Below are 14686 nucleotides of genomic sequence, written 5' to 3' on the forward strand. Positions count from 1 at the left end.
TATCGCTTATAACGAATAGTTTAGAACTTATAAGAGGCTGTAGTATGGAAGAAGCGACCTACGTTGTCATAAGCTGAGCTTGTAGTATCAGTACCTGTATAACCGTATGGTAATTCACGGTTAAACACGTTATCGATACCAAACTTCAAACGAATACCTGAATCGAAGTTGTATGCAACTGCCATGTCGTTGATAAAGTAATCGTCAAATTCCATGTTGCTATTAGGATTCGCGTTTAAGGCTAATTCCTTATCAGTATAAAGGCTTACACCCTCAACATAGCGCGTTCTCCAGCTAACATCCCAGCTATCGATTGAGTAACTTAGGCTCCAGTTTGCTTGCCATTCAGCATAGCCTGCCGTGCCTGCAAGTTCTTCAAACGTATCTGGTTCATCCTGGAATGAAAAGTCTTTACGTTTTAATAGACGAGTCGCAATAAGGTTAGTGCGTACATCACCACTAAAGGCTTCAAAGTTATAACCAATATCAAAGTCGATACCAGCAGCTTCAAGAGATGCAATGTTTAACGAGAACTGTCTAATTTGAGTAATTTCGTGGCTAGTTGAATCACGAGTAATCAAACTACAGTATTCGTTATTCACACCAGATGGAGAATCAACACAACGGTCGATAATATCTTGGGCGCCAACAGCACTGATTGCATTTTCGATCTCGATATTCCAATAATCGGTAGTGATCGATAATCCATCAATAAAATCAGGTTGATAAACAATTCCTAACGTGAAACTTTTCGATTCTTCTGCTTTTAGCTCGCGATTACCACCACTTAATCCTTCAAGGGTTTTATCGTCGTAATCAGCGTCAAAACCAGCAGGGATCCCTAGCGCCGCACAGTTAGCCTGGCGTTGAGTTGGATCAGCTAGATCATTTAAGTTTTTAGCACGACAAGAGTCATCTACAGAGAAGAATGTTTGGCTTGCAGCACCATAAAGCTCACTGATGTTAGGTGCACGAATAGCTTCTGAGTATGTAGTACGAACGCGGATCTGATCATCAACTTCCCAGCTTAAGCCCGTTTTCCATGTTGTTGCATTACCAATGGTGCTGTAATCAGCAAAACGTATTGCAAGATCTAAGTCTAGCTGACGTACCATTGGTAAATCGGCTAGCAAAGGAAGCGTGATTTCAGCAAAAATTTCGCTTACATCAAAATCGCCTTTATCTTCGCCCAATGCATTGAAGAAAGTACCTGCTGCATTTGAAGGTTCAAATATCTCACTTTCTTCTTTACGGTATTCAACACCAGTAGAGAAGCCTGCATAACCGGCAGGTAATTCAAATAAACTAGAGTTAGTTAGTGAGCCACCTAATACGGTTTGCTTAATAATCGATGTACCAGTTGAAGCGGTATTAATATAGTTAATAGCATCTTGACTTGGCGCGCCAAAACCAAAAATGTTGACTGGCACACAGCCTGCATCTCTAGCTGACTGATCACGACATACTGCAATCCCGTTTTCTAATACAGAATCAAGGGCGTTGGTGTAATTGTCATAGATTAAGTTATTTTTATTAACGCGCTCTAAATCAGTTTGACCATAAATAGCATAGGCATCGTAATCCCAATCTTGGAATACTATACCTTCAAGACCGATAACATAACGTTGAGTTTCGCGAGTATCATCTTCAATACGCGCACCCAAGTCCGTCATAAAACGACGAATATTAAGTGTATCTAATGGCGCTGAATTACCGTCGCTATCTTTGTTTGCTTTCATTAAAGCAACCAGCTCAGGATTGATAAAAGCATTATCAATTTTGATATCGTTGACCGGGTTACCAAAGAAAAATGCCGGTTGGCCTTCATCTGTTGATTGGCTGTTAACGTATTTAGCTTCAAAATAAACGTTATGATTATCGTTAAGCTGGTAGTTTGCTTTAAAGTTAATATTGTAACGTTCGAATTCTGGTTGTAATTCGACAAACTGGTTTAAGTTAGTGACATCACAATTTGCACAACGAATACCATCAACATTTTGACCGCTATAAACATCGCTTAATGAGCCATCAGGATTAAAGCTTTTCCAACCATCTAAATTGAAGGTACCGGCATTACTAATCGTGTAGTGACCGGCGTTAGGAGTCCATATTTTGTCTGGATCTGATGGGTCATTGTTATCTTCAGTGCGGTTTTTATTTGCTAGGCTCGAAAAAGCAGTTGAAGTCTGATCGCGATCAAATGCTCTTAATTGCTCTTGAGCGCTGTATTCAACCGCAAAGGCAACATTACCATCACCTTGTGCAAAATCAGAACCATAAGATAATGAGAAACGGTCTTTATTGTGGCCACTATCGTCAGCCCAACCTTTGGTTGCTGATACATCTAAGCCATTAATATCTTTCTTTAAAATGAAGTTTACAACACCGGTTACCGCATCAGCACCGTAAATTGCAGATGCACCGCCGGTAATCACTTCTACTCTATCGATCCATACACTTGGAATGGTATTGACGTCGACTGAAGAAGTACCTGCAGAACTTGATACATGGCGTTTACCGTCCACTAACACGAGTGTTCTGGCTGTACCCATGCTTCTTAAATCGAGCAAGTTAAGACCCGAAGTACCAATAAAGCGGCCTGAGTTGGCAAGTGAGTAGGTGTTACCTAGTGCAGGTAATTGGTTTAGCGCTTCACCAATATTTGTTACACCAGTTGATAATAACTCGTCGCCAGTAATTACTGTAACCGGCGTTGGTGCAACAGCACCTTCACGAATAATACGTGAGCCTGTTACCGATATTCTTTCAACAGTTGATGCTGGATTAGCTTGATCTTCTGCTGCAAAGGTATTGAATGTGGTTGCTGCAGAAACAGCGACACCACTGATTAGCGCAAAGCGAATAGCTTTGGCTAAATGCGAATTAACTTGCATATTTTAACTCCCTAAAATGTTTTTTTATTATGGTGTAATCATTCAGATCATTTTTAATATAAAAATGAAACAAAGTTACACAGCTATCGATATAAGCACACCTAAATAAAAAAACAATATCAGGCCATCAGGTTGGTAATTAGCTGGGTATATACAATTAAGCTCATTTTGATTAACAATTTGATATCACAAGCGCCAATAAGTTGTAATAATGTAAGTATCAAGATTACAATGTTATTTCAAGTAGCTTACGTTGTTAATAAATGGTTTTTAATATATTGGTTTGTTGTGTTATTTGTGGCTGCCGAAATTTAATTTGTTAAAAAAATGTTCATAAATTATTTTTAATTTTTATATGAAAAATTATAACCTAGCGTTTTTTTTAGGTAAATTACCGATTTAACATATTATAACTTTTTTTCATGAGTTTAATTAATGTGGTTTTTACGTAAAAAAATCTAGGTTTTGACCTTCGTTGATAATAGATTATTATTCATTATTTGAATATTAATGATTTTTAAGTGATTTTTTATGCGCTTCGTTATTATGTTTAGCATGATGTTGATTGTCATAGATGATTGTCATAGATGAGTTTTTTATAAACAAAAAAGACTAGTAAGAAACATTGCAGATACTTTATCAATAAGCGCTATTCATAAGTACTATCCATAAGTACTATCCACAAGCACCATTAATATTGAACACTATCCATCATTTGTAATGGCTAATAAAATCCTAATTCACTACCGTAGGTTTTTATAATCACAAAATAAATCAGCAAATAACATCGATGATAAAGCCTCATGTAGATAGAACGCTGCGACATAAATTATGGCTACTGCCGTTTTTTATTGGCAAGTGTAGGCATATGATTATCTATTGTAATAGCGGAAACAGAGTAAATACCCATTATGATATCTTGCTCTTCATTAACGGTGAGCAGTATAGATAGACTTTGCACGGGTTACCGTTTTAGCTCAGTCAATAATAGTTAGGTCTAAGATTACAACGATGAACCTGCGACATTACTTTGGGGTAACTGCGGATTAAGTGTATAAAAGCTGACACGATACTGATTTAACAGACTCAACAGCCGCAAACATAATGGTTTACATTGCATCGCGAGATAACTACGAATAACCGTTACTGCACATCAGTGCTGACATCTACATTCACATCAATATCAGTATCAGTCCCAATACCAATACCAATACCAGTATCAGTGATCAATCCATCAACTCTTCCATTAACTCTTCCATCAACTTTACCATCGGTATCATTCTATTTTTTCAGATGTTGGTATTACGAATTGTGAATCAATATTATTGATTGTTGCCATCATTATTATCAAATTTTATTCTGATTATTTCAAAGGTAGTCTTATGTTTCGACAAGAAGGCCGCCATGAATAGTAGAGTGATAATACATGTCTCACTGTTCCTACAATATTTATGCTGCAGCCAAAGAATAACCATTAGTTTATTTGGAATGTAGTTTATGACTGCTTTAACAACAAAAACTTCAACAGTGCCGATACAGAGTGCTTACACACAAGACGCTGCGAATAGTGCAGTTATCAACATGTGCCAGCAAGCTGAACAATACGGGCAATCTAAAGTCATTAAGTCGCACCTTGAGTCATTCGGTTTAGCTATTTTTGCCGGTGCTTTTATTGCGTTGGCTTTTGTTTTTTATATTACGGTAACGACCGGAACAATTGGTCCTTGGGGGCAAGTGCGCTTTATTGGCGGTTTAGCGTTTAGCTTAGGGTTAATTTTAGTGGTTATTTGTGGGGGGGAACTTTTTACCAGCACAGTCTTAAGCAGTGTTGCATGGGCTCAAAAACGGGTTACTACTAGAGATTTATTGATGTGTTGGACTCGGGTCTATGTTGGCAATTTCATTGGCGCTATGTTGATGTTGTTGTTGATTTTAGGGGCTAAAATGCACCTGCTCAATGATGGTCAATGGGGCTTGAATGCATTAAATATTGCGCAACACAAAATACATCATGATTGGAGCCAAGCATTTATTTTGGGCATATTATGTAATGTTTTGGTGTGCCTAGGTGTCTGGATGACGTTTTCCAGTAAAGACGTACTAACCAAAGCCTTCTTACTGATGCTACCCGTTGCCATGTTTGTCAGCAGTGGTTTTGAACACAGTATCGCTAACTTGTTTATGGTGCCGCTGGGGATCATGTTGCAACAATTTGCATCGGCGGATTTCTTTAACGCTATTGGTGTACCCGCAAGCCAGTTTGCTGATATCACAATAATGCATTTTCTGTTTAATAATCTTATTCCTGTCACGTTAGGCAACATCGTCGGCGGTGCGTTATTTGTCGGTCTTGCTTATTTAATGATCGAACGATTAAAGCACTCTAATGCTAATCATACAGCGCCTATGGCGTTAGCCACGTTGGCATTAGCTGAATGTATTCCGGCGATTGACGCGCATATGTCAAACCAGGCTATTTCAAATCAGGCTATGTCAAATAAGTCAGCTTCTAACCAGCCTAATTCAGATAAGCCAATACCTAACGTACCAATATCAAGTCGACCAATGGTCAGTCAATCGACCACAGATTTTTCCAAATCACATTCAGTATTAACCCAAATTCACCATGAATCTAACCTTACACCTTCGCTAAAAACGAATGGGAGAACTGCTATGCCTAAATCAATTATTAATCTTACTGTCAGTGAATTAATGCAAGCGACACCTTTTACATTATCACCAGAACTCTCTATTCATGAAGGACTGATGCAACTCACTGCTGCGCAAGAACGAGGAGCACCAGTTGTTGACAAACAAAATCGCTTATTAGGATTTGTATCTCAACAAGATTTATTAAGATGCTTATGGTCAGAAGAATATAACAAACACATTAACAGTCATGTTGCTGATTTAATGCAGACGCAAGTGATGACCGTATCTGGCAACGATAAAATTGCCGATCTTGTTGAGTTAATGGTTGTCGACAGAGAGAAGTTGTTTCCTGTTACCGCTAGCGGAATGTATACCGGTAGCCGCTTTATGAGTTATGAAGAACGTTTAAGACATGCTTCTGCGAATAAACCGAGTAGTTTTCCTGTTGTAAATGAGGGAATATTGCTTGGAGTTATTACTCGAGAACAGATAGCTACTAAAATTTGTTCGGTGATGGGATAGTCAACTCAATCGATAACGCCTTTCACAAGCCATCTAATGGTTAAGTAAAGGCGTTATCAAATACCATTAAAGCGTTTTACTCATGCGTCTTGCTTCATTTAGGACGCAATCACGAAGCGGATTATCACCCGCATCATTGCGCCATACAAAAGACAATTGACGCTGTAGGTTAAGCTGTGGTGTATCAATAATAACCAGCTTACCTTCAGCAACATCTTGCTCTACGGTAATATGGGGCAGGCAGCTTAAGTAAGACCCATTTCTGACCAATGCCTTTAACAGCAGTACATGTTCGTATTCTTTCCACACATTGAGTTTTTCAAGCACACCGTGGATAGCTCCTTCAAAAATGCGTCTGGTACCAGCACCTTGCTCTCTAAGCACCCATTTTGCTTGTTCCAATTGCGCTAAACTAATTTTTTCAGCATTGGCATAAGGGTGGTGCGGCGCGGCAACTACCACAAGATGATCATCAATCCACTTTTCTTGATGTAAGCGGCTATCGTCGTTACGCCCCTCAATAATACCAAGGTCATAGTCGTAGTTAATTAATCCTTCAACAACGTGTTCGGTGTTTTCAACCTCAAGATCAATCCTTAATTCTGGAAAATCATTATCAATTTTGCTGATTAAGTTTGGCAATAAATATTCTGCTGCAGTTTGGCTCGAACATAACTTAAATTGACCACTAATTATGTGTTGTTCGTGTAAGCCAAATTGAATTTGTTGTGCATCTTGAAGTAATTGGCGTGCTTTGGGCCTTAACCAATTGCCCCAATGGCTTAGGGTTAGTCGGTTGCCTTGTCTAATAAACAGCGGACGGTCTAGTAAATTCTCTAGCTGAGAAAGTGACATACTCACAGCTGATTGGGTCATCGATAGCTTTCTGGCAGCTGCGCTAACACTTTCAAGACTGGCCACAGCATCAAAAACGGTAATTTGTTTAAGCGAGTATTTCATATCAGCGTAATAGCTCCGTTTTATGAATCATTTAAGTATCAATAAAATTGATGTTTACTAGTGTTTACTTCAATAAGTAAAACGGAAGGCTGTTGCATAGGCAAGCGACTTATATCAACTTTGCAACTGAGGTTTAGTTTTTAGTACAAATAAATAAATATTTATCGAAATTAGACAAGGAGTTAGCAATATATGCGATGAGCATGATGCTTTTTAGTTGAGCAACGTTTAGGCTTTATTATGGAGATGAAACAAAAAACCAGCCGAAGCTGGTTTTTATAATAGACAAATGTAGAGTCTATTCAAGCAATCTATTACTGTACGTTTTCGCTATCGCTAAACTCACCAGCAAATAACGCCGTTGATAAATAACGTTCAGCAGCTGAAGGCAATATTACCACGATAGTTTTATCAGCAAACTCTGGTAATGCAGCAATACGATTTGCAGCCACAACCGCGGCACCAGAAGAAATACCGACTAAGATACCTTCTTCTTTCATTAAACGACGAGCCATTTCAATAGACTCTTCGTTGGTTACCGCTTCAACGCGGTCAATAATAGATAAATCTAGGTTGCCTGGGATGAAACCTGCGCCAATACCTTGGATTTTGTGTGGACCAGGCTGAATTGGCTGGCCTGCTAATGCTTGCGCAATAACCGGAGAATCAACTGGTTCAACAGCAACAGAGGTAATGGTTTTGCCTTGCGCTTTTAAATAACGGCTTACACCTGTTAAGGTTCCGCCAGTACCAACACCGGCCACAAATACATCAACTTCACCATCGGTATCATTCCAGATTTCTGGACCAGTGGTTTTTTCGTGTATTTCAGGGTTAGCAGGATTATCAAATTGGCCAAGCACTAGGTATTTTTCAGGCGCAGATTGGCGAATTTCTTCAGCCTTATCAATGGCACCCTTCATACCTTTAGCGCCTTCTGTGAGCACTAAGTTTGCACCTAATGCTTTCAGTAGCTTACGACGCTCTAAGCTCATGGTATTTGGCATGGTTAAGGTTAATTTATAACCACGTGCTGCAGCAACATAAGCAAGTGCAATACCGGTGTTACCTGATGTAGGTTCAATTAACTCGATATCTTTGGTGAGTATACCTTTCTTTTCAGCATCCCAAATCATGTTGGCGCCAATACGACACTTAACACTAAAGCTTGGGTTACGTGCTTCTATTTTTGCTAACACCTTACCGTTGCTAACGCGGTTTAAACGAACTAACGGTGTGTTGCCTAAAGTATATGAATTATCTTCGAAAATTTTGCTCATGGATTATTTGCTCCTATGGTTGCATCGTCTAATCATAATCTGCTCAGCAGGATTTAGAAGTGAAAGTTTGTTCTTCTTTATGCTTTTTAGTTATTAAGGGGTTTATTTTTATTCTAAAAACCCTATAGATGCTGCTATATTAGGCTTTTGGAGTCAATTGTCATCACTCAATGGTCTGACCATCAAACAAATTTAATTTAGTATGACGAGATTAAATCATAAAATACTAGAATAGCGTTAATCAGCAAAATGTTTCTCTGTCGTGCCACGCAATTGATCAGTAAGGTCGTCGATAAGCGATGTTAAAACCTTCAGTGATCCATATCGATGTATTTGGCGCTCAATGAACTTTCGCTAACTCATTCACTAAAAATGGTAGAGTAAAATGAATAAAGTTGTGATTTCAGGCAGTGGTTTATATACACCACCTTACAGTGTCTCTAACGACGAATTAGTTAATAGCTACAATAGTTATGTTGACCAGTTTAATCAACAGCATTCGGCCGAAATTGAGGCCGGGACCACGCTAGCGTTGGCATATTCGTCAAGTGAGTTTATCGAAAAAGCCTCTGGGATTAAAAGCCGTTATGTCATGGTAAAAGACGGTATTCTTGATACCAATATTATGATGCCATTAATTGCAGATAGACCTTCTGAGTCTTTGTCTATGCAAGCCGAGATGGGTATTGAAGCTGCGAACCAAGCATTACAACAAGCAAACTTAACGGCTGAAGATATCGATTTGGTTATTGTGGCGTGTGCTTATACCCAACGAGCTTACCCAGCTATTGCCATTGAAATCCAACAAGCTATTGGCACCAAGGGCTTTGCCTATGACATGTTAGTGGCATGTTCATCGGCTACGTTTGCAATTGTGAATGCCGTTAACGCTATTCGTGGCGGCACAGCTAATAGAGTGTTGGTCATTAATCCTGAGTTAACCTCGCCGCAAATCAACTTTCGCGATCGCGATAGCCATTTTATTTTTGGTGATGTTGCTACTGCAGTCGTGGTTGAACGCGAAGAGTTATCTACATCAAAACTTGCCTTTAACGTGTTGTCTACGCGCTGTGTAACCGAATATTCTAGTAATATTCGCAGTAACTTTGGCTTTGTTAATCGCTGCGACCCTGAAAATGCAACCACGGCAGATAAGTTGTTTCATCAGCAAGGCCGTAAAGTGTTTAAAGAACTACTGCCGATGATTTACCAGCATTTGGACGCACAATTTACCGATGAACAAATAAAGCCTGAAGAATTTAAGCGCTTATGGCTTCATCAAGCCAATATAAACATGAATTTGTTTGTAGTGAAGAAGCTTCTTGGTGATAATGTTGAACCAACTCAAGCGCCTATTGTATTAGATGAGTATGCCAATACCGCTTCTGCGGGATCGGTTATTGCTTTTCATAAATTTAACCACGATTTTAAAACAGGTGATTTAGGCTTGTTGTGCTCATTTGGTGCAGGCTACTCTATCGGTAGTATCGTACTTGAAAAGTGTTAGATAGCTCGAGTACGAGACAATAATAAAGGTGACCATATTGCGAGTGTTGATTGTAGAAGATAGCACCACGGTATCGAAAATATTAAAACACATGATTGTTCAGGATCTTGGATACCATGTGGATATCGCACCTGATATGTCGAGTGCATTGGTTTTTTTAGAAAAAAATCAATATTTTGTAGTGGTTGCAGATTTAAATTTACCCGATGCTTCTGACGGCGATATTGTCAAGTTAGTGGCATCGTATTCGACTCCTTGTATCGTACTGACTAGTAATCTAGACGCTGCTCAACGTCGAGAAATCTTGAAACTCAGCATCGTTGACTATATCCCAAAAGATAAACGTCACAGTTATCAATATGTGGTCAAGTTAATTGACAGACTTTATCGCAATCAAGACGTTAAAGTATTGGTTGCAGATGATTCGCTGGTGAGTCGTAAGTTTGTAAAAATGCTGCTTGAACAGCATTTGTTCAAGGTTATCGAAGCCAATGACGGTGAAGAAGCATTAGCCGTATTAGAGGCGCAGCCTGATATTCAGTTGCTTATTACTGATTACAACATGCCAAAGGTTGATGGTGTTGAACTTGTTTTGCGGGTACGTGAGCAGTTTAACCGTGAAGATATCGCTATCATTGGTTTGTCTAATGACAATGATGAAAGTTTGTCGGCAAAGTTTATTAAAAACGGCGCTAATGATTTTTTACAAAAACCGTTTGTGCATGAAGAGTTTCATTGTCGAGTGCTTAACACCCTTGATTCACTCGATATGATGCGTAATTTGTGGCGTAAAGCCAATCGTGATTATTTAACTAAAGCCTACACTCGGCGTTATTTTTTTGGTCAATACCAACAAAATGATTCGGAACAGAAACTGCTATCAGTGGCACTATTAGACATTGATTTTTTTAAAAAAATCAATGATACCTATGGCCATGATGTCGGCGATGAAGTGTTAATTGAATTTGTGCAACGCTTAGAAAACGCCTTTGGAGCTAACTTTACTGTAGCGCGTTTTGGTGGAGAAGAATTTGTTGTTGCTTTTAAAGGTTTAGATGCCATTAAAGCTAGCCTACTAGTGAATAAATTTCGGGAACAATGTGAAAGCAACCCGATAATGACCTCGGCAGGGGATTTGTCTGTTTCATTTAGTTGCGGCGTGTCTACCTTGAGTAATGAAACATTAGACCATGCACTGCAACGTGCCGATGAGTTGCTGTATAAAGCTAAAAATGCAGGTCGCAATAAAGTTGTTTCTCAGTAAGTTACTTCATCTGATGAGTTAGCTAATATAAGGCCGTTGATACTTGAGTATCAACGGCTTTTTTGCCTCTATGGCTGTCCCGACAAGGTTAATTGTAAACCTATTGGTTATGCCTAAAGCAGCCAAGCGTAACTGAGTTTCATGAAATAGGTTTTTTCGTCTTGGGTTAACGAGTCGATGTCATCATTAGCAATAAATGCGTCTGAATAACCCAGATAAAACACGCTTTGGGGATTAAGTTTATAGCCATAGAGCAATTCATTACCCATATCTTGATACAGTGTATTTGGACGTTGGTAACGATATAAGTCAGGGTCGCGCTCTATGCGAGTATACACACTGCTTAAGCGGATAAAACTGTTTAGCGTCAGCTGCCAATTGAGGCGCATATCACTGAGATTAGCGGTAAATAAACGACCATCATCGACGTCTAATGTCTGGTAGCGGTGTGATATATCAAGCACTAATGATTCCGTTAATTTCCATTCGATACCCGGATTCAACATAGTGATAGTTGCAGGCCTGTCATTAGCGAAATCAATGTCATCGCCATAGTTCACATCTAGTTCTAATTTCAGCGATCCAATAGGAGTGAAGTTGGTGTAAAACCAACCTAAGGTTTCATTAAATTCACTAGTGTTATTCTCTATATCAATAATGCTCGGGTTGTGGCGTCTGCCCACTCGTTGTCGTTGCACTATCCCTGTGGCGATAAAACTTTGAAGTCCGCCGTCAAACTCGATATACATTTCTGTTTCTTGCTCGAGTCGTTCGTTGTTTTGATTATGAGTAATGTCCCAATCGCCGCCGAGGTTGATTTTGCTGAAGAAATGATTATCTGGATACCAAATGTAGCCACCGCCAGCGACAAATTTTGCGACATCAATTTTGTCGATAAAGCCAAGATCGGCACGGAAATCATCACCTGTAGATTCGTAGTGAGTACTGGCATACCAATTACGGCGTTCATGTTGATAACTAACCGCGTACATGTTGTCGTTAAAATTATCGTCTTTATGGGTGCGTAAAACGCGTTCGTTAATATTACAATCACCAAATTCGCATCGTTCAGATGGTTGTAAACAATCATCCGTATTGCAAAAGTTAGTGAATAAATCGTCCGGATAAGCTGTTTGTGAATGCGCATATTGTGCGGTAAAAGTATCTTGTTTCGTCGGTTGGTACTTTATATCAACACTGGCAACATAGTTATGATAATCATCCGCTTGTTTTAAGGTCACTAGGCCACCGATTGAAAACTCTCTGCTGGGGTCAAATCGATAACGAGCCGCCATGTTATGACTTTGCTGATCTAATATCGCCACATCAGAACTTAAATTGCCAGGGACTAAAAACTGGGTTTGAGTGTCATTAGCCGCCAATATTGCAACAGTATGGTTGTCGGTTTTGCTGGTCAATTTTAAACCATAATCTGGCGAGCTAATATTGCGGGTGTGTAGCAAATCTAATTGGGTATCAAAGTAATCTTTGTTATCTAAGAAAAAGGCGCGCTTTTCAGGAAAGAAGAGTGCAAATGTGTTGTTAACATCTAGCTGACCCGCATCGGCTTCCACTTGAGAGAAGTCTGGGTTAATGGTGGCGTTAAGTAAGGTAGTCGGTGTGATCCCCCAACGTAAATCTAATCCAACATCGACATTACTGTCATCGCTCCAAGGTTGGGCTTGTGTCACGTCTCGTTGCTGGCTTTGATTTGCCACAATAGAGGGCGTGAGTTGTAAGTCTTTACCCTGAGTTGCGCCGGCTAAACCCGATGCGATACCTAATTGGCATAACTGACATGACACGTTACGGTCGATTTTATGAGTGGATAAGCGATGGGTTTCATTGCGAGGATAAAAGCGAATAAGCTCAATGCCCCAAGTTTGAATTGGATTACTGTCATCAAAATTAAACAGTCTTAAGGGGAGTTGTACCTCAACTTGGAAACCGTTTTTGGTCAGTTTACCTTTGCTATACCAAATCCCGTCCCACGCATCACTTTCTTGGCCTGTGAGTTCATTTTCTATGGAATCACTTTGGACGCCATAAGGGTTAATAAAAAATTGGTAGGCTAAACGAGCATTATTGAAGGTATCCAGTTTAATACCCACCATGTCATCGCCCCAGGATTTGTCTCGATCACGTAGATTTGCCCTAATATTGTCCGGATTAGGATCGTGGGCAGTAAACGCAAAATATAGGCTGGTGTTCGACGCATAGACTTTAGCTGTGGTTGTCACTGGTGCAGCGGTATTCTCTCCAGGAGAGGTTTCATAACGCAGTATTACCTCGGTAGCATGTTGCCATGCAGGCTCGTTAAAGTCGCCATCAAGCTCAATATCTTCATTGATGGTCGGGATGTCGAGATGAAATTGCTGGCTCGACCCCGCAAACGCAGCAAAAGATAATAAACTGCTTAATATTACCAATGCTAACGTGAATATAACGTCACAGGTGCGGGTTAATCGGTTGATTGGGGTTAAGCTGCTAGTTGGCATTAAGTCGTTGATCACTTTTACTCTTTTTTATTTTTTGTTATTTGTCTTATTGTCGCAAAAAAGTCCTTAAAACGTAGGTCCGACTTGTACTAAAATCATCACTAAATTGTTACTGAATGTTAAATTAGCTTGCGTGAATGTAATAAAAAAGCCCGATAGTCGCTATCGGGCTTGTCTTGAGGCGCTGTAATCTAAGCTGGTCTCTGTTGGAGCATCCATGCATCTAAGCATTAATTCTCTACAGATTAATCTGGGGCAATACTGCTATTTTTGTAGGCGTCACGATATTTATCGACCCACATAGCGGTTGCACCACAAATGGCTACCGGCATAACGATAAAGTTTACAATCGGTATCATTGAAAACACTGTCACGGTAGCACCGAAGCTAAAACTAGATCCTTTAGTATTTTTGAGGGCGAACTTCATATCATCAAAAGGCACTTTATGATTATCAAATGGATAGTCACAATATTGAATTGCCATCATCCACGCAGTGAATAAAAACCATAAAATGGGCGCTGCAGTTTGGCCGATAATCGGCAACCAAAATAACACTAAAAACAATAATGCTCGTGGTAAATAGTATTTTAGCTTAATCCATTCTCGACCAAAAATTCGCGGCAAATCTTTGATCATATCGACTGAACCGCCGGTGTTTAAGCTTTTTCCGGTGAGATGCTGCTCGACTTTTTCGGCCAACAAACCATTAAACGGCGCTGCAATCCAGTTCATTACGGAACTGAATAAAAATGACATTACCACTAGCATTGTCAGTACGGCTAATGGCCATAATAAAAAATTCAACCAGCTTAGATATTCTGGGAGTTGTCCATCCATCCAGGTAAATAATGCTGTTAATTGTCCTAGTGCAAAATACATCGCTGAGGCGAATAAGACTAAATTGATCATCAGCGGTATAAAGACAAATGAGCGCAAACCCGGTTGTTTAATTAATTGAAACCCTTGGATAAAATAATTCACACCACTTTTCTTGGCGATTATTGAATTGGTAACCATTGAGACTGCCTATTTTGTGACTTATATTGTTGATTTTGACGAGCCAAGCACAATAAAACAAGTGATAAACTGTGTCAAAAGGATAAAAAT

General features: G+C 39.5%; 8 protein-coding genes. 3 read left to right on the forward strand and 5 right to left on the reverse strand.

Annotation, left to right across the window (positions count from 1 at the left end):
* Positions 1-20 precede the first annotated feature (20 nt).
* Positions 21-2894: a TonB-dependent receptor gene (locus GUY17_RS07715; RefSeq protein ID WP_101088049.1), complete on the reverse strand. Its 2874-nt coding sequence runs from the start codon at positions 2892-2894 to the stop codon at positions 21-23.
* Positions 2895-4391: 1497 nt separating this feature from the next.
* Between GUY17_RS07715 and focA the strand changes: the two genes are divergently transcribed.
* Positions 4392-6068: a formate transporter FocA gene (gene focA, locus GUY17_RS07720; RefSeq protein ID WP_162022784.1), complete on the forward strand. Its 1677-nt coding sequence runs from the start codon at positions 4392-4394 to the stop codon at positions 6066-6068.
* A 66-nt stretch (positions 6069-6134) separates the two neighbouring features.
* Here focA and GUY17_RS07725 read toward each other — a convergent pair whose 3' ends face one another.
* Positions 6135-7028, reverse strand: coding sequence for a LysR substrate-binding domain-containing protein (locus GUY17_RS07725; RefSeq protein WP_162022785.1), 894 nt, complete (start codon positions 7026-7028; stop codon positions 6135-6137).
* Between the two features lie 314 nt (positions 7029-7342).
* Positions 7343-8308, reverse strand: a complete 966-nt coding sequence (gene cysK / locus GUY17_RS07730) for a cysteine synthase A (RefSeq protein WP_101088056.1) — start codon at positions 8306-8308, stop codon at positions 7343-7345.
* Between the two features lie 385 nt (positions 8309-8693).
* Between cysK and GUY17_RS07735 the strand changes: the two genes are divergently transcribed.
* Together GUY17_RS07735 and GUY17_RS07740 are read left to right on the forward strand one after the other, a co-directional pair.
* On the forward strand, positions 8694-9815 hold the full coding sequence (locus GUY17_RS07735) for a beta-ketoacyl-ACP synthase III (RefSeq protein WP_162022786.1): 1122 nt from the start codon (positions 8694-8696) through the stop codon (positions 9813-9815).
* Positions 9816-9852: 37 nt separating this feature from the next.
* Positions 9853-11079 carry a response regulator gene (locus tag GUY17_RS07740; protein ID WP_174839635.1) on the forward strand — a complete coding sequence of 409 codons (1227 nt, stop codon included), beginning with the start codon at positions 9853-9855 and terminating at the stop codon, positions 11077-11079.
* A 113-nt stretch (positions 11080-11192) separates the two neighbouring features.
* On the opposite strand, the gene GUY17_RS07745 is transcribed toward GUY17_RS07740, so the two are convergent.
* Complete coding sequence (locus GUY17_RS07745) at positions 11193-13577, reverse strand: carbohydrate binding family 9 domain-containing protein (RefSeq protein ID WP_254439916.1); 2385 nt, start codon at positions 13575-13577, stop codon at positions 11193-11195.
* A gap of 245 nt (positions 13578-13822) precedes the next feature.
* On the reverse strand, positions 13823-14596 hold the full coding sequence (gene cysZ / locus GUY17_RS07750; RefSeq protein ID WP_101088060.1) for a sulfate transporter CysZ: 774 nt from the start codon (positions 14594-14596) through the stop codon (positions 13823-13825).
* Positions 14597-14686 lie beyond the last annotated feature (90 nt).

This window comes from Shewanella sp. Arc9-LZ (assembly GCF_010092445.1).
In the GTDB taxonomy this organism is placed as follows: Bacteria; Pseudomonadota; Gammaproteobacteria; order Enterobacterales; family Shewanellaceae; genus Shewanella.